Annotated in this window: 15 protein-coding genes and 1 riboswitch; of the genes, 10 read left to right on the top strand and 5 right to left on the bottom strand. The window is 71.2% G+C overall.

The genetic code is table 11. The features are described from left to right. Positions 1-59: 59 nt before the first annotated feature. The 4 genes from ABEE00_RS27875 to gcvT all read right to left on the bottom strand — a co-directional run bounded on the left by ABEE00_RS27875 (position 60) and on the right by gcvT (position 4609). Positions 60-1442, bottom strand: a complete 1383-nt coding sequence (locus ABEE00_RS27875; RefSeq protein WP_345748458.1) for an L-serine ammonia-lyase — start codon at positions 1440-1442, stop codon at positions 60-62. A 144-nt stretch (positions 1443-1586) separates the two neighbouring features. Next, positions 1587-2864: a serine hydroxymethyltransferase gene (gene glyA / locus ABEE00_RS27870; protein WP_345748457.1), complete on the bottom strand. Its 1278-nt coding sequence runs from the start codon at positions 2862-2864 to the stop codon at positions 1587-1589. A gap of 62 nt (positions 2865-2926) precedes the next feature. Further along, the gene (gene gcvH, locus ABEE00_RS27865; protein ID WP_345748456.1) at positions 2927-3307 is read right to left on the bottom strand and encodes a glycine cleavage system protein GcvH; all 381 of its coding nucleotides are present in this window, start codon (positions 3305-3307) and stop codon (positions 2927-2929) included. Positions 3308-3466: 159 nt separating this feature from the next. After that, positions 3467-4609, bottom strand: coding sequence for a glycine cleavage system aminomethyltransferase GcvT (gcvT, locus tag ABEE00_RS27860; RefSeq protein ID WP_345748455.1), 1143 nt, complete (start codon positions 4607-4609; stop codon positions 3467-3469). Between the two features lie 164 nt (positions 4610-4773). Then, positions 4774-4872: riboswitch (glycine riboswitch) on the bottom strand. Between the two features lie 251 nt (positions 4873-5123). Here gcvT and ABEE00_RS27855 point away from each other — a divergent pair. From ABEE00_RS27855 to ABEE00_RS27810, 10 genes are all read left to right on the top strand, one after another. Next, positions 5124-5813 (top strand): AAA family ATPase, encoded by a 690-nt coding sequence (locus ABEE00_RS27855; RefSeq protein ID WP_451918684.1) that lies wholly within the window; start codon positions 5124-5126, stop codon positions 5811-5813. A gap of 120 nt (positions 5814-5933) precedes the next feature. Beyond that, complete coding sequence (locus ABEE00_RS27850; RefSeq protein ID WP_345748454.1) at positions 5934-6713, top strand: enhanced serine sensitivity protein SseB; 780 nt, start codon at positions 5934-5936, stop codon at positions 6711-6713. Between the two features lie 261 nt (positions 6714-6974). After that, positions 6975-7745 (top strand): enhanced serine sensitivity protein SseB C-terminal domain-containing protein, encoded by a 771-nt coding sequence (locus ABEE00_RS27845; protein ID WP_345748453.1) that lies wholly within the window; start codon positions 6975-6977, stop codon positions 7743-7745. A 353-nt stretch (positions 7746-8098) separates the two neighbouring features. After that, positions 8099-9100 (top strand): ABC transporter permease, encoded by a 1002-nt coding sequence (locus tag ABEE00_RS27840; protein WP_345748452.1) that lies wholly within the window; start codon positions 8099-8101, stop codon positions 9098-9100. 133 nt (positions 9101-9233) lie between these two features. Further along, positions 9234-11006: an ABC transporter substrate-binding protein gene (locus tag ABEE00_RS27835; RefSeq protein WP_451918680.1), complete on the top strand. Its 1773-nt coding sequence runs from the start codon at positions 9234-9236 to the stop codon at positions 11004-11006. A gap of 83 nt (positions 11007-11089) precedes the next feature. Then, on the top strand, positions 11090-12088 hold the full coding sequence (locus tag ABEE00_RS27830) for an ABC transporter permease (RefSeq protein WP_345748451.1): 999 nt from the start codon (positions 11090-11092) through the stop codon (positions 12086-12088). Positions 12089-12102: 14 nt separating this feature from the next. Continuing rightward, positions 12103-13236 carry an ABC transporter ATP-binding protein gene (locus tag ABEE00_RS27825; protein ID WP_345748561.1) on the top strand — a complete coding sequence of 378 codons (1134 nt, stop codon included), beginning with the start codon at positions 12103-12105 and terminating at the stop codon, positions 13234-13236. A 23-nt stretch (positions 13237-13259) separates the two neighbouring features. Continuing rightward, positions 13260-14327, top strand: coding sequence for an ABC transporter ATP-binding protein (locus ABEE00_RS27820; protein ID WP_345748450.1), 1068 nt, complete (start codon positions 13260-13262; stop codon positions 14325-14327). A gap of 81 nt (positions 14328-14408) precedes the next feature. After that, on the top strand, positions 14409-15251 hold the full coding sequence (locus tag ABEE00_RS27815) for a thioesterase family protein (RefSeq protein WP_345748449.1): 843 nt from the start codon (positions 14409-14411) through the stop codon (positions 15249-15251). A gap of 145 nt (positions 15252-15396) precedes the next feature. After that, positions 15397-16269 (top strand): SRPBCC domain-containing protein, encoded by an 873-nt coding sequence (locus ABEE00_RS27810; RefSeq protein WP_345748448.1) that lies wholly within the window; start codon positions 15397-15399, stop codon positions 16267-16269. A gap of 19 nt (positions 16270-16288) precedes the next feature. On the opposite strand, the gene ABEE00_RS27805 is transcribed toward ABEE00_RS27810, so the two are convergent. Continuing rightward, positions 16289-17137: an alpha/beta fold hydrolase gene (locus ABEE00_RS27805; RefSeq protein WP_345748447.1), complete on the bottom strand. Its 849-nt coding sequence runs from the start codon at positions 17135-17137 to the stop codon at positions 16289-16291. Positions 17138-17142 lie beyond the last annotated feature (5 nt).

Below are 17142 nucleotides of genomic sequence, written 5' to 3'. Positions count from 1 at the left end.
CCGCGCGATATGACGGGCTCCCGCTCACGGGATGAGCGGGAGCCCGTTCTCGTGCCGTCTCAGCACTCGATCACGTTGACCGCGAGACCGCCGCGCGCCGTCTCCTTGTACTTGACCTTCATGTCCGCGCCCGTGTCGCGCATGGTCTTGATGGCCTTGTCCAGGGAGACGTGGTGGCGGCCGTCGCCGCGCAGCGACATGCGGGCCGCGGTGACGGCCTTCACCGCTGCCATGCCGTTCCGCTCGATGCAGGGGATCTGCACCAGGCCGCCGACCGGGTCGCAGGTGAGGCCGAGGTTGTGCTCGATGCCGATCTCGGCGGCGTTCTCCATCTGCTCGGGCGAGGCGCCCAGGATCTCGGCGAGGCCGCCGGCCGCCATCGAGCAGGCCGAGCCGACCTCGCCCTGGCAGCCGACCTCGGCGCCGGAGATCGAGGCGTTCTCCTTGAAGAGCATGCCGATGGCGCCGGCCGCGAGCAGGAAGCGCACCACCGTGTCGTCGTCGGCGCCGGGCACGAAGTGCATGGCGTAGTGGAGCACGGCGGGGATGATGCCCGCGGCGCCGTTGGTCGGCGCGGTCACGACGCGGCCGCCCGCGGCGTTCTCCTCGTTCACCGCCATCGCGTACAGCGTCACCCACTCCATGGCGAGCGCCTCCGGGTTGCCCTCGGCGCGGAGCTGGCGCGCCGAAGTGGCCGCGCGGCGGCGGACCTTGAGTCCGCCGGGCAGGATGCCCTCCTGGGACAGGCCGCGCGAGACGCACTCGCGCATGACGTCCCAGATCTCCAGCAGTCCGGCGCGGATCTCGGCCTCGGTGCGCCAGGCCTTCTCGTTCTCCAGCATCAGGCGGGAGATGGACAGGCCGGTGTCCTGGGTGAGCCTGAGCAGCTCGTCGCCGGTGCGGAAGGGGTAGCGCAGGGCCGTGTCGTCGAGCTTGATGCGGTCCTCGCCGACCGCGTCCTCGTCGACGACGAAGCCGCCGCCGACCGAGTAGTACGTCTTCTCCAGGAGAGGCGTGCCCTCGGCGTCGTACGCGAAGAGGGTCATGCCGTTGGCGTGGTACGGCAGCGAGCGGCGGCGGTGCAGGACGAGCTGCTTGGGCTCGTGGAAGTCGATCTCGTGCGCGTCGCCTATCTCGGCGCCGAGCAGCCGCAGCCTGCCGGAGGTGCGGATGCGCTGGACGCGTTCGTCGGCGGTGTCGACGTCGACGGTGCGGGGCGACTCGCCCTCCAGGCCGAGCAGCACGGCCTTGGGCGTGCCGTGCCCGTGCCCGGTGGCGCCGAGCGAGCCGTACAGTTCCGCGCGCACCGAGACGGTGTGCGCGAGCACCCCCTCGTTCTTCAGCCTGCGGGCGAACATCAGCGCCGCGCGCATCGGTCCTACGGTGTGCGAGCTGGAGGGCCCGATGCCGATCGAGAAGAGATCGAAGACGGAAATGGCCATGGTGGCGGACTCCTGCGTCCGTGAAGGGGTGGTGCGGAGAGCCCGTGCCGTCGTTCCCGGTCGGGGAGGCGGTACAGGCTCCGAGGGACCGAAGGGGTGCCCCGCTTGGGCTCGCGGGGCACCCCTTCCGGTTCGGCCCCTGGCCTACTTCTTGTTCAGCTCAGGGTAGAGCGGGTGCTTCTCGGCGAGCGCGGTCACGCGTGCCGAGAGCGACTTGGCCTTGGCCTCGTCGAAGGCCGGCAGCAGCGCCTCGGCGATGATGTCGGCGACCTCGCGGAAGTCCTCGGCGACGAAGCCGCGGGTGGCCAGCGCCGGGGTGCCGATGCGGAGGCCGGAGGTCACCATCGGCGGGCGCGGGTCGTTGGGGACCGCGTTCCTGTTGACGGTGATGCCGATCTCGTGCAGCCGGTCCTCGGCCTGCTGGCCGTCCAGCTCGCTGTTGCGCAGGTCCACCAGGACGAGGTGGACGTCGGTGCCGCCGGAGAGGACGTTGACACCCGCGCCGACGGTGTCCTCCTTGAGCAGCCGCTCGGCGAGGATCTTCGCGCCCTCGACCGTGCGCTGCTGGCGGTCCTTGAACTCCTCGGTCGCCGCGATCTTGAACGCGACGGCCTTGGCCGCGATCACGTGCTCCAGCGGGCCGCCCTGCTGACCGGGGAAGACCGCGGAGTTGATCTTCTTCGCGTACTCCTTCTTGGAGAGGATCACGCCGCCGCGCGGGCCGCCGAGGGTCTTGTGCGTGGTGGTGGTCACCACGTCCGCGTACGGCACCGGCGAGGGGTGCAGGCCCGCGGCCACGAGACCCGCGAAGTGCGCCATGTCGACCATGAGCAGCGCGCCGACCTCGTCGGCGATGCGGCGGAAGGCGGCGAAGTCGAGCTGGCGCGGGTACGCGGACCAGCCGGCGACGATCATCTGCGGGCGGTGCTCCTTGGCCAGCCGCTCGACCTCGTCCATGTCGACCTGGCTGGTCTGCTCGTCGACCTTGTAGGCGACGACGTTGTAGAGCTTGCCGGAGAAGTTGATCTTCATGCCGTGCGTCAGGTGACCGCCGTGGGCCAGGTCCAGGCCCATGATCGTGTCGCCCGGCTTGAGCAGCGCGAACATCGCGGCCGCGTTGGCCTGCGCGCCGGAGTGCGGCTGCACGTTGGCGGCCTCGGCGCCGAACAGGGCCTTGATGCGGTCGCGCGCGATGTCCTCGACGACGTCGACGTACTCACAGCCGCCGTAGTAGCGGCGGCCGGGGTAGCCCTCGGCGTACTTGTTGGTGAGAACCGAGCCCTGGGCCTCCATCGAGGCCACCGGGGCGAAGTTCTCCGAGGCGATCATTTCCAGGGTGGACTGCTGGCGGTCGAGCTCGGAGTCGACTGCGGCGGCGACGTCCGGGTCCACCTCGTGGAGAGAGCTGTTCAGAAGCGACATGGATCCATCCCTCAGGAGCGGGCGTTGGGTCATGAAGGGCTGAGGCCCGTGAGCGGCGGTGCTCAGGCCCCCGCGGCGAAGGCGGTGTACTCGTCGGCGGACAGCAGGTCGTCCGGCTCCTCGGTCACCTTCACCTTGAACAGCCAGCCGCCCTCGAAGGGGGCGGAGTTCACCAGCGCCGGGTCGTCCACCACGTCCTGGTTGATCTCGGTGACCTCGCCGGAGACCGGCGCGTAGAGGTCGCTCACCGACTTGGTGGACTCCAGCTCGCCGCAGGGCTCGCCCGCGGTGATCGAGTCGCCTACCTCAGGGAGCTGTACGAAGACCACGTCGCCGAGCGCGTCGGCCGCGTGCGAGGTGATGCCGACCGTCGAGACGCCGTCCTCGGCGTCGGTCAGCCACTCGTGCTCCTTGCTGTAGCGAAGCTGCTGGGGGTTGCTCATGGTGCGATTCTCCTGGATGAGAGGTGTGCGGAGGAAAACGGTCCCGGAAGGTGGGACGAGACCCACAGTCCGTGCCCTGGAGGTTTAGCGTTCCGGGTGCTCCGGCGGGCCCTTTTCGTACGGATATGGCGCGTGCTCTGCGCCGTCGCTCGGGAGAGCTCAGCGCTGCCGCTTGTAGAAGGGGAGCGCGACCACTTCGTACGGCTCGTGCTTGCCCCGGATGTCCACCGCGACACCCTCGGTGCCGGGCTCGGAGCGGGCGGCGTCCACATACGCCATCGCGATCGGCTTGCCCAGGGTGGGGGAGGGCGCGCCGGAGGTGACCTCGCCGATGACCGTACCGTCGGCGGCCGAGACCACCGGATATCCGGCGCGCGGCACCCTGCGGCCCTCGGCGATCAGGCCGACGAGCTTGCGCGGCGGGGCCTTCTCGGCGCGCTCCTTGGCGGCCTCGAGGGGCTCGCGGCCCACGAAGCGGCCGCCGTTGGTCTCCTTCTCGAACTTCACGATGCGGCCGAGGCCCGCGTCGAAGGGGGTGCTCGCGGTGGAGAGCTCGTGCCCGTACAGCGGCATGCCGGCCTCGAGGCGGAGGGTGTCGCGGCAGCTCAGCCCGCAGGGGACGAGGCCCGCGTCCTGGCCCGCCTCGGTCAGCGCCTCCCACACGGCGACCGCGTCGGCGGGGTCGGTGAACAGCTCGAAGCCGTCCTCGCCGGTGTACCCGGTGCGGGCGATCAGCGCCTGCTTGCCCGCGACGGTGCCGGGCAGGCCCGCGTAGTACTTCAGGCCCTCCAGGTCGGCGTCGGTGAGCCGGGCGAGGATGCCGGCTGCCTCCGGGCCCTGGACCGCGAGCAGCGCGTACGCGTCGCGGTCGTCGCGGACCTCGGCCTCCTTGAAGCCGTCCGAGCGCGCGGTGAGCGCGTCCAGCACGACCTGGGCGTTCGCGGCGTTGGCGACGACCATGTAGGTCTGCTCGCCGGTGCGGTAGACGATCAGGTCGTCGAGGATGCCGCCGTTCTCGTCGCAGATCATGGTGTAGCGGGCGCGGCCGACGGCGAGCTTGGTGAGGTTGCCCACCAGCGCGTAGTCCAGCAGCTCGGCGGCCTGCGGCCCGGAGACGGTGATCTCGCCCATGTGCGAGAGGTCGAAGAGTCCTGCCCGGGTGCGCACGGCGTTGTGCTCGTCGCGCTCGCTGGCGTACCGCAGCGGCATGTCCCAGCCGGCGAAGTCGGTCATCGTCGCGCCGAGCGCGCGGTGCGTGGCATCCAGCGCGGTCTTGCGCGGGGAGGGCGGTGTGTCGGTCACGGTTCAGGCTCCCGGTGTGTGGGGACGCGGTTGTCCTCCCCATCTGTCATCGGAACCTGAGAGGTTCGCCGCCATCCCCGCTGCGCGGGGCCCGGCTTGCACCTTGGGTGGAGCCTCCGACGGCCCGGGTGTCCGGGGGCGGCGGCCCGCTTTTCAGATCTGCCTCACCCTGCGCGGTATCGGGGCCTGAGAGATTCAAGGGAGGAACTTGCTCCTTCGGCGCCCCGTCGGTGTGCGGACGGGGACTCTCCCGCGCGGGCTCAAGCGGCCGGTATGGAGTTGGCCCGCACATCATGGCATGGGCCTCCACCCCGGGTCCCCCCGGCCGAGCAGCTTTTTTCCGCCGCCTTGTGGCCGAGTACGGGCAGCGCACGGACTTTCCGGGGGCGGCGGCGCCCCGCCGGGGCCGGAGGGCCGGAGTCCGCTCGCCTTGAACCGCATTACCGATCCTTGACACTCTCGGGGAAAGCCGCGGCGAGCGGCCGGATGCGGGGAGGGCGATCGGGTGGGCAGCCTGCGCAGTGCGTACGCCGCGGTGAGCGCGACGGTGACCGGGAGCGGCACGGAGGGCGGGCCCGAGCCCGCCGTGCCCGCGCCGCGCGCCGCGCCCGCGGCACCCTTCCCCGCGGCGGAGCGCCGCGACCTGCGGGGCACGGCCCCGGACGGCGTGCTGCGCTTCGCGGCCGGCGACCGGCTGGTCGTCTCAGGGCTGCCGGGCAGCGGCAAGTCCACGCTGATGCGGCGCACCCTCGCGCTCGGCGACGCGGTGCGGCGCATCGACTCCCAGGACATGCGCGAGCGTTGGGAGCACCGGATGCCCGACTGGCTCCCGTACGGGATGTACCGACCCTTTGTCCGGCTGGCCCATTTCGCCGGGCTCCGCGGTGCGTTGGCCTCCGGCGCGAGCGTGGTGGTGCACGACTGCGGGACCCAGAGCTGGGTGCGCCGCTGGGTCGCGCGGGACGCCAGGCGCCGCGGGCGCGGCATGCACCTGGTGCTGCTCGACGTGCCGCCCGGCACCGCGCTGGAGGGCCAGGCGGCGCGCGGCCGGGGCGTCTCCGGGTACGCCTTCGTACGGCACAGGCGGGCGGTCGCGCGGCTGATCGGGCTCGCGGAGTCGGGGCGTGCGCCGCGGGGCTGCTCCTCCGTCGTCCTGCTGGACCGCGCGGCAGCGGGCTCCCTGACGGGGATCGCCTTCGAGTAGCGGGACCGCCCCCCCCGGGGGGACCGCCGTCGGCCGGTGCGGGGGTACGCCGGGAGAGAGCCCGATGGGGAACAGCGGCGGCGGGAACACCCGCTCGGGAACCCCGGATAGGGTGATCGCATGAGCATGCTGCAGGACTTCGGGCCCGGCCACGGCGGAGGGTGGCCGGGCAACGAGCTGGAGGAGGCGCTGGCCGCCTCGCTGAACGTCCCCAACGCGGGCGCCAGGCTGCTGGAGGTGCTGGGGCGCAGCAGCGTGTGGGTGCCGCTGCCGGAGGGCGGCGGCCCGCAGAGCCGCGACCTCGACCTGCCGACCATCCAGCTCGGCGGCGCTCCGTACACGCCGGTCTTCAGCTCCGAGCAGCAGTTCCTCCAAGTCGTCGGCTCCCACATGTCGTTCGCGATCGCACCGGCGCGGGAGTTCGCGCGCGGCCTGCCCCCGCAGGTCGGCATCGCGGTGAACCCGGAGGGCACGGTCGGCGTGCCGCTGCCCCCCGAGGCCGTCGCCGAGCTGTGCAAGAACAACCCCAACGAGCAGGCCGCCTGGGGCGTGGCGCGGGGGGCGCGGGTGCGGCTCTTCGAGCCGGACTGGCAGGAGGAGCCGGTCGACTTCCTGGCGGCTGCCGCGGGCGAGTTCGCGGTGCTCGGTCCCGTACGGACCGCGCGGCGCGCGCTCGCGAGCAGCGAGGGCGACCCTCCGGCGCTGTTCGTCGGCGTCGAACTCGACCTGCTGGACCCCGAGGCGCGGCAGGCTGCGCACGACGCGCTGGGCCGCGCGCTGGGCAGGGAGTCCGTCAAGTGGCCCGTGCAGCTCGTGTTCCTGGACGCGGCGCAGACCGATCCGGTGGCCGACTGGATGCGGCACTGCGTGCGGCCCTTCTACGCCCGCGAAGAGGGCTGAGGCGGCCGGGCCCGTACGCGAGGCCGGCCGGTCACGCTCGCGAAGACGGCCGGCCGGTGCGACGGCGAGGCCGTGCGGCGCGTGCGGCCCGTGTGTGCGCACCGGCGCACGGACCGTCGCGCGGCCTCCCGTACACCCCTCCATGCGGAAGCGACGAGTCGGCGGCGGCCTGTCGTATCCGCCTCTTAAGCTGGTGAGATGACGGGGCGCGCTCGTACGGGAGTGCGGGCACGGTGACCAGAGCAGAAATGGGGCGGCTACGTGAGCGCGGGAGGAAGCGTCGAGCAGCTTCTGCAACAGGTGTCGCCCGGACGGTTCGACACCTACGAGGCGCTGCTGCACGCGCTCGCCGGTGCGGAGCTCTGGATGCTCCTGTGGACGGGACAGGCCGGGGCCCCCGACGCGCAGTACGGAAACATGGAGGTCGGCGGCTATGGCTACGCCCCCTGTGTGACCTCGGCCCAGGAGCTCGCCGTCTCGGGGTGGAACCGCGCCCACGAGGTGGTCCCCGGACGGGAGATCGCCACCGCCCTGTTCCCCGAGCGCTGGGGGATCTGGCTCAATCCGCACGCGCCCGGCGGCGGCGTCGGCATCCCCTGGCTCGACCTGCGGCGCATCGCCTGCGGCCTCGACCGCCTGCCGGCCGGACCGCTCCGCATCGGTGAACCGGCCCTGGAGATCCCGCAGTTCTACGCCCAGCTCACGCACTCCGCGCACCGCACCCCCGCGGTGCGCTCGCTGCGCCGCTGCTGGGTGCAGCCCGCGCTGGGCACCCCGTATCTGGCCATCGGGCTCGACCTCTACGACAGCGGGGAGCAGTCGGTGGCGGCCGTGCGGCAGATGATGCAGCAGTCGGTGGCCGCCGTGCCGGAGGGGCTGCCGGTCTCCAGCGTCGCCATGGCGGACGACTACGACCCGGTCGCGATGTGGCTGCGGCGCAACTCCCGCCCCTTCTTCGACCGCGAGGCGCCGGCGGGCGCGGCCCTGGGCACGGGCCCCGGGCAGGGGTACGGCTACCCGCGCGCTTACTGAGCCGAGCTGGGCGAGCCTCCCGCGCACCCCTCGTGAACCCTCCCGCCGTGCCGGCCGGAGGGTGCCTTCCGCTTTCTGCCTGTCCAGAGGGCTATCCCGTACCGAATCGGGAGATAACCCCTCCGCGAATACCGCTGTACGTCAACTCCCGTCCGTATAACGGAAGCTGGCCCCCCACATCACGGTTACGCATCCTTTGACGCCGGAGGCTGGCGGGTGATCCATGCCACGTTGAAGACTCCCCAGCCATGAGGCCGTCGGCCTTGTGTACGAACTGCTTGCTTGCGCACTGGCCGCCCATCCGGCGGCAGTTGGGGGCTGGTCACCACCGGCCGGGAGGAGTTCTCACTGCGATGACGGCACCACTGCACGAGCCGACTCCGGTGTCCGATGCCGCGGACGCCGAAGCCGCGGCGCAGGCGTCCAAGTCCTCGGTGGAGGGCCGCTCGCTCGGCCGCATCGCGTGGAACCGCCTCAAGCGCGACAAGCTGGCGCTGGCCGGCGGCGCCGTGGTGATCTTCCTGGTGCTGGTGGCCGTCTTCGCCCCGCTCATCGTGGGCGCCTTCGGCCACCCGCCGAACGAGTACCACGAGGACAAGATCGACCCGCTGACCTCGACGCCCATCGGTCCGCTCGGCGGCATCAGCCACGACTTCCTGCTCGGCGTCGAACCGGTCAACGGCCGCGACGTGTTCAGCCGGATCGTCTACGGCGCCCGCGTCTCGCTGCTGGTCGGCTTCCTCGCGGCGATCGTCGCGGTGGCGCTCGGGACCGTGCTGGGCATCATCGCCGGCTACTTCGGCGGCTGGATCGACTCGGTCATCAGCCGCGTGATGGACATGCTGCTCTCCTTCCCGCAGCTGCTGTTCGCCATCGCGCTGATCTCCGTGGTGCCCAGCGAGCTGTTCGGGCTGACCGGCACGGGGCTGCGGATCGGGGTGCTGGTCACGGTGATCGGCCTGTTCGGCTGGCCGTACATCGGACGCATCGTGCGCGGCCTCACGCTGTCGCTGCGCGAGCGGGAGTACGTGGAGTCGGCCCGCAGTCTCGGCGCGGGGCGCGCGTACATCCTGTTCAAGGAGCTGCTGCCGAACCTGGTCGCGCCGATCACGGTGTACATGACGCTGATGATCCCGACCAACATCCTCACCGAGGCCGCGCTCAGCTTCCTGGGCGTCGGGGTCAAGCCGCCGACGTCCTCGTGGGGGCAGATGCTCTCCACGGCGATCAGGACCTTCGAGTCCGACCCCATGTTCATGATCGTGCCCGGTGCGGCGATCTTCATCACGGTACTGGCGTTCAACCTCTTCGGCGACGGGGTGCGCGACGCGCTCGACCCGAAGGGCTCCCGCTGATGCGGGACCTCAGCGGCTGTTCTCCCGGCTGCTCCGGCTGTTCCGGCCGATCCCCCGTGACCGGCCGGCACTTCCCCAACCCGGCACCGCACCAGGGTGTGCGGGCCGAGACCCACACGGAGGATGCGAGATCGTGACAACTCAACGCTCGGCGAAGGGCAAACATGCCGCCGGCGCGGCCATGGTGGTCGCGGCTCTGCTGTCCACCGCGGCGTGCGGCGGAGGCGGCGACGACGGCGGCGACAAGGCCGGTCCCGGATACGACAAGGCCAACGACAAGGTGCTGAACGCCTCCACCAAGAAGGGCGGCACCCTCAAGTACATCGGCACGCAGGACGCCGACTCCTGGGACCCGCAGCGCGGTTACTACGGCTTCATGTGGGACTTCGCGCGCTACTACACGCGCACGCTGATCACCAACAAGGCCGCCCCGGGCAAGGAGAGCGAGACGCTCGTTCCCGACCTGGCGACCTCCACGGCCAAAATATCCCCTGATCGCAAGACGTATACCTACACGCTCAAGTCCGGGGTGAAGTGGGAGGACGGCAAGCCGATCACCTCCCAGGACATCAAGTACGGCATCGAGCGGATCTGGGCGCAGGACGTCATCTCCGGCGGCCCCGTCTACCTCAAGGACGTGCTGGACCCGGACGGCAAGTACAAGGGCCCCTACAAGGACAAGTCCAAGGACAAGCTGGGTCTGAAGGCGATCGAGACGCCGGACGCGAAGACCATCGTCTTCAAGCTGCCGAAGCCGAACGTGGACTTCGAGAAGATGCTCGCGATGCCCTCGGGCTCCCCGGTGCGCGCCGACAAGGACACCAAGGGCAAGTACGGCCTGAAGCCGTTCTCCGCCGGCCCGTACAAGTGGCAGGCCTACACCCCGAACAAGTCGATGGTCCTGGTCCGCAACACCAACTGGGACCCGAAGACCGACACCGTCCGCAAGGCGCTGCCCGACAAGATCACGCTCAACCTGATCACCAGCGCCGACGAGATGGACAACCGCCTCATCAACGGCGACTACGACGTCGACCTGAACGGCACTGGGCTCAGCCCGGCCGGGCGCACCAAGGCGATCCAGGACGCCAAGGGCAACCTCGACAACCCGGACACCGGCTACATCCGCTACGCGGTCTTCCCGCAGACGGTGAAGCCCTTCGACAACATCCACTGCCGCAAGGCCGTCATCTACGGCGCGGACAAGAAGTCCCTGCAGACCGCGCGCGGCGGCCCGCTGGCCGGCGGTGACATCGGCACCAACATGCTGCCGAAGACCGTTCCGGGCAACGACCCCTCGTACGACCCCTACGGCGCGACGGCGAACGGCGGGAAGCCGAACACCGCCAAGGCCAAGGAGGAGCTGAAGGCCTGCGGCAAGCCGAACGGCTTCAAGACCACCATCGCGGTCCGCAACAACAAGCCGGTCGAGGTGGCCTCCGCCGAGTCGCTCCAGGCCTCGCTGAAGAAGATCGGCATCAACGCCGAACTCGACCAGTACGACGGCGCCCAGACCACCGGCATCATCGGCAACCCGGACTACGTCAAGAAGCACAACTACGGGATCATCATCATGGGCTGGGGCCCCGACTTCGGGTCAGGGCAGGGCTACATGATGCCGCTGGTGCACTCCAAGTACATCCTGCCGAACGGCAACAACAACTACAGCGAACTCAAGGACCCGAAGATCGACAAGATGTTCGCGCAGGCCATCGCGGCGAAGACCGAGAACGAGGCCGCGAAGATCTACTCGGACATCAACAAGAAGGTCTCCGAGCACGCCGTATACCTGCCGTTCGTGTTCGAGAAGAACATCAAGTGGCGCAGCTCCCGGCTGACCAACGTCTACACGACCACCAACAACAACGGCTTCTACGACTACGCCTCCATCGGCGTGCAGAAGTAACGACAGCCGCCGAGCGCGAAGCGAAGGGCAGGTGAGGGCCAGGGCGGTCCCGGCGAACCCGGGGCCGCCCGCGGCCGAGAGCGGTGCTCGCATATCTCATCCGGCGGATGTTCGCCGTCATCGTGATGCTGCTGGTCGTCATGCTGGTGACCTTCTGCATCTTCTTCCTGGTACCGAAGTGGACGGGCGTGGACCCGGCCGCGATGTACGTCGGCAAGCAGGCCGACGCGGCGGCCATCGAGGGCGTGCGCGAGAAGCTCGGCCTGGCCGACCCGATCCTGGTGCAGCTCTTCGACTTCGTGAAGGGCATCTTCGTCGGCCGCGACTACACGGGCGGCGGCGACACCATCCACTGCTCGGCGCCGTGCTTCGGCTACTCCTTCCGCACCGAGCAGGCGGTGTGGCCCACCCTGGAGGACCGCTTCCCGATCACCCTGTCGCTGGCGGCCGGCGCGGCCGTGCTGTGGCTGCTGTTCGGCATCGCGGCCGGCGTGGTCTCCGCGCTCAAGCGCGGCACCCTGTGGGACCGGATCGCCATGGCGATCGCCCTCGGCGGCGTCTCGCTGCCCATCTACTTCACCGGCCTGCTCTCGCTGGCGATCTTCTCCTACGGACTGGGGTGGCTGGATGGCGAGTTCGTGGCCTTCTCGGAGAACCCGGCCAAGTGGTTCGCCGGAATGATCCTGCCCTGGATCACCCTGGCCTTCCTGCACGGGGCCATGTACGCGCGGATGACCAGGGCCACCATGCTGGAGGTCATGGGCGAGGACTACATCCGCACCGCGAGAGCGAAGGGACTGAGGGAACCCGTCGTCATCGGCAAGCACGCCATGCGCTCCACCATGACGCCGATCCTCACCCTGCTCGGCATCGACCTCGGCGCGCTGATGGGCGGTGCCATCCTCACCGAGACCACCTTCTCCATCCCGGGCCTCGGACAGGCCGTGCTCAAGGCGATCTACGACCGCGACCTGCCGATCATCCTCGGCGTCGTGCTGATCACCTCGTCGGCCGTCATCATCGCGAACCTGGTGGTGGACATCCTGTACGCCGTGATCGACCCACGAGTGAGGCTGGCGTGAACGAGGCACCGGACATGAACAAGACCGAGGGCACCGGCACTTCGGCCGTCGGCGAGAGCGGTGCCTCGGCGCTCGGCGAGCCGGTCGCCGCCTCCCGTCCGCCGCGCGCCTTCCTCGAAGTCCGCGACCTGCGGGTGCACTTCCCGACCGAGGACGGCGTGGTCAAGTCCGTCGACGGGCTCTCCTTCCAGCTCGAGAAGGGCAAGACCCTCGGCATCGTGGGCGAGTCGGGCTCAGGCAAGTCCGTCACCTCGCTCGGCATCATGGGCCTGCACACGGTCGGCCAGTACGGCCGGCAGCGGGCCGACATCTCGGGCGAGATCTGGCTCGACGGCAAGGAGCTGCTCGGCTCGGACCCGGACGAGGTGCGCAAGCTGCGCGGCCGCGAGGTCGCCATGATCTTCCAGGACCCGCTCTCCGCGCTGCACCCGTACTTCACCATCGGGCAGCAGATCGTCGAGGCGTACCGGGTACACCACGACGTCGACAAGAAGAAGGCGTACACGCGGGCCGTCGAACTGCTCGACCGGGTCGGCATCCCGCAGCCGGACCAGCGCGTGAAGAGCTATCCGCACGAGTTCTCCGGCGGCATGCGGCAGCGCGCGATGATCGCCATGGCGCTCGTGAACAACCCCGAACTGCTCATCGCCGACGAGCCGACCACCGCGCTCGACGTCACCGTGCAGGCGCAGATCCTCGACCTGATCAGGGACCTGCAGAAGGAGTTCGGCTCCGCGGTCATCATCATCACCCACGACCTGGGCGTGGTCGCCGAGCTGAGCGACGACATCCTGGTGATGTACGGCGGGCGCTGCGTCGAGTACGGCACCGCCGAGCAGGTCTTCTACGAGCCTCGGCACCCCTACACCTGGGGGCTGCTGGGTTCCATGCCCCGGGTGGACAGGGAGGAGACCGAACGGCTCATCCCGGTCAAGGGCTCCCCGCCCAGCCTCATCAACATCCCCCAGGGCTGCGCCTTCAACCCGCGCTGCCCCTACGCCGACGTGCCGGCCGGCGGCGTCACCCGCACAGAGCGGCCCGAGCTGCGGCAGGCGGGCGAACCGGGCGACGGGCACCTCGCCGCGTGCCACATGTCCGCCGAGGACCGGCGGCGCATCTGGACCGAAGAGATAGCGCCGAAGCTGTGAGCTCCGGAACGAAGGACACCACCATGACGACTCCAGCGGCCGGGCTCGCCGGCACCTCGCCCGACCCGGAGCCGGGGCAGACCCTGCTCAGGGTGAGCGGCCTCAAGAAGCACTTCCCGATCACCAAGGGCGTGCTGAAACGCCAGGTCGGCGCCGTACGCGCGGTGGACGGCATCGACTTCGACGTGCGCGCGGGGGAGACCCTGGGCGTGGTCGGCGAATCGGGCTGCGGCAAGTCCACCATGGGCCGCCTGATCACCAGGCTGCTCGAACCCACCGGCGGCACCGTGGAGTTCGAGGGCCGGGACATCACGCACCTGGGCACCGGGGCGATGCGCCCGATGCGCAGGGACGTCCAGATGATCTTCCAGGACCCGTACTCCTCGCTGAACCCGCGGCACACCGTCGGCGCCATCGTGGGCGCCCCGTTCAAGCTCCAGGGCGTCACGCCGGAGGGCGGGGTCAAGGCCGAGGTCCAGCGGCTGCTGTCGGTCGTGGGCCTCAACCCCGAGCACTACAACCGGTATCCGCACGAGTTCTCCGGCGGCCAGCGGCAGCGCATCGGCATCGCGCGGGCGCTCGCACTGAACCCCAAGCTGGTCGTCGCCGACGAGCCGGTCTCGGCCCTGGACGTCTCCATCCAGGCCCAGGTGGTGAACCTGCTCGACGACCTCCAGGACGAGCTGGGCCTCACCTACGTGATCATCGCGCACGACCTGTCGGTGATCCGGCACGTCTCGGACCGGATCGCGGTCATGTACCTCGGCAAGATCGTGGAGCTGACCGACCGCACCTCGCTGTACGCCGAGCCGATGCACCCCTACACCCGGGCGCTGCTCTCCGCCGTCCCCGTGCCCGACCCGCGCCGCAAGCAGGCCGGCGGGCGGGAGCGGATCCTGCTCCAGGGCGACGTGCCCTCGCCGATCAAGCCGCCGTCCGGCTGCCGCTTCCACACCCGCTGCTGGAAGGCGACGAAGATCTGCGCGGTGGAGGAGCCCCCGCTGACGGCCCTGGCCCCCGGCCACGAGGTCGCCTGCCACCACCCCGAGAACGCTCCGGACCAGCAGCCCCAGGACACGGAGTCGCTGTAGGGGGCAGGTGCGCGTATGCGGTAGGGGCCGCGCGGAGGGAGGCCCCTACCTGCGGGTAACCTTTCGGTGTACGGTGCGGTCATGCCCGAAACCAGCACCCCGCTCAGCGAGTTCGACCGGGACACCGCGATACGCCCGCGCGCCGGACACCCCGGCGTCCACGACGTGGACCTCTCCCCGGGCTGGGCCATCGGGCACGTGCTGAACGGCGGCTATCTGCTGGCGGTGATCGGGCGCGCGCTGGGCGAGCACCTGGAGCACTCCGACCCCTTCACGGTGAGCGCGCACTATCTGACCGCCACGGCGCCGGGCCCCGCGACGGTGCGGACCTACACCGCGCGCACCGGGCGCACCCTCTCCACCGGCTCGGCGAGCCTGTTCCAGACCGACGCGGGCGGCAACGACGTGGAGCGCATCCGCGTCCTCGCCACCTACGGCGACCTCGCGGGCCTCTCCGAAAGCGTCCGTACGAGCGCGAAGCCGCCGCACATCCCGCCGATGGAGCAGTGCTTCGGGCAGCGCGACAACCCCGGCGGCGCCGACGCTGGACCCGAGATGGGCAAGCGCCTCGACCTGCGGCTCGACCCCGCGACCTGCGGCTGGGCCGTGGGCGCGCCGAGCGGCGCGGGGGAGATGCGGGCCTGGTTCGAGCTCGCCGACGGCCGCGACGCCGACCCGCTCTCCCTGCTGATGACCGTGGACGCGCTGCCGCCCACCGCCTTCGAGCTGGGCCTGAGCGGCTGGGTGCCCACGGTCGAGCTGACCGTCCACGTGCGCGCGAGGCCGGCTCCGGGTCCGCTGCGGGTCGCCATCACGACCCGCAACCACGCGGGCGGCTTCCTGGAGGAGGACGTGGAAATCTGGGACACCGCCGACCGCCTGGTCTGCCAGTCCCGCCAGCTCGCCCGCGCGCCGCACGACTGACCCGCGCCCGCACGGCTGACGAGCTCCGCGCCCCGTACGGCTGACGGGGCCCGCACCCCGGCCCGCGCCCCCTTGGCCGGAACGGAGCGGACGTGCCCCGGCGAGCCCTTGCCGCCCGCGGCGCGCCCCTCCCTACCGTGGGCGCATGCCTCCTCTGCAGGACGCGCTCGACCGCACCCCCGAAGGCCGCTCCAGGCTCCGGCTGCACCGCAGGGTCCCCCAGCCGCCTGATCAGGTGTGGCCCGCGCTGACCGAGCCCGCGGCGATGTCCCGGTGGTACCCCTGCGAGGTCGCGGCCGAGGACGGCGGCCCGCTCCGCACCGGCGCCGGGCTGGTCTACCGCTTCGCGGGCACGGACATCCGGATGACCGGCCGGGTACGGGAGCTGACCGCGCCCCGCCGTGCCGCGCTGGAGTGGGGCGCCGAGCTGCTGGACTGGGAGCTGTGCCCGGACGGCGACAGCGACGGCTGGGGCTCGGTGCTGACCCTCACCCACACCTTCGACGACCACTTCGGCGCGGCCAGCTTCGCCGCGGGCTGGTCGGCGTGCATGGAGCGGCTGTCCGCGGTCGCCGCGGGGGAGGACCCCGGACCGCTGCCAGGACCCGGCGAACTGGAGCAGGTCCACGAGCGCTATGTGCGGGACTTCGATCTCACCGAGGGCGCCGCTGGCACAGGACCCGACGGCGGCTGGGAGGTCCGCTTCGAGCGCCAGCTCGTCCGTCCCGCCGATGTGGCCTGGGCGTCCTTCGAGGCCGCGCCGGACGTGGACGGCGCGCTCTTCCCGCTGGGCGACCGCCTCGCGCACGAGCCCTTCGGGCTGCTGGAGTACGCCTGGCTCGCGGGCGGCCGCCCGGTGGGCCGCGTCCGCTGGCAGCTCGGCGCAGGTACGGGGCAGGGCGCGCGCCTCGTGCTGACCGTCACCGGCTCGGCCGAGCACGCGGACCGGCGGGCCGACGCGATGACGGCGGGCCGCACCAGGATCGAGTACCTGGCGGAGCGCCTGCTCGACGGCTGAGGGCCCCGGCCCCGTACGCCTAGCCCGCCAGGAAGTCGCCGAGCACGAAGGCCAGTTCCCCGGGAGCGTCCTCCTGCACCAGGTGCCCCGCGCCGTGCAGCAGCCGCACCTCGGCGCCCGGCAGTGCGGCGGCCAGGCGGTGCGCGCGCTCCGGCGGGATCCAGGTGTCCTCGGCGCCCCAGCACACCAGCGAGGGCGCCGCCACCTCCCCGTACCTGCCCTCGATCTCGTCCGTCCAGCGCTGGTCGTTCTGCGCGATCTGCCGGTAGAAGGCCGGCTGCCCCTCCTCGCCGAGCCACGGCGCGACCAGCCGGTCCAGCACCCCGGGGCGCAGCCCCTGCGCGCTCGCCGAGGAGACGTACTCGCGCACCAGCGCCTCGTGCAGCGCGGGCGGCAGCCGCTCGAAGACCCCGGCGTTCGCGCCGAGCAGCCGGTACGTATCCGAGCCCCACGGCGCCAGCGCCACCGGGTCGGCCAGGGCGAGGCGCGCGTACTCCGCGCCGTGCAGCAGATGCGCCCGCAGCGCGACGCAGCCGCCGAAGTCGTGCGCCACCACGGCGGGCCGCTCCACGCCCAGCTCAGCGCGCCAGTGCTCCAGCAGCCCGGCGAAGACCCGGCCCTGCGCGGCCAGCGACACGTCCTGCCCCCGGTGCCGCTCCGAGACCCCGTACCCCGGCATGTCCCAGACGAGCACGTGGTGCCGCCTGGCCAGCGCGCGTGCCACCCCGCGCCAGACGTACGAGGAGAAGGGCGTGCCGTGCAGGAGCACCACGGGCGGCTGTCCCGGGGTGCCGAGCGAGGCCCAGCGGACGGTGCCCGAGGGGCTGCGGTGGCTGCGGTCCAGGCGCCAGTCGTCGTCGGTGATCATGCGCC

The organism is Streptomyces odontomachicola, assembly GCF_039605595.1.
GTDB lineage: Bacteria > Actinomycetota > Actinomycetes > Streptomycetales > Streptomycetaceae > Streptomyces.
This window is presented reverse-complemented; position numbering and strand designations above follow the sequence as displayed.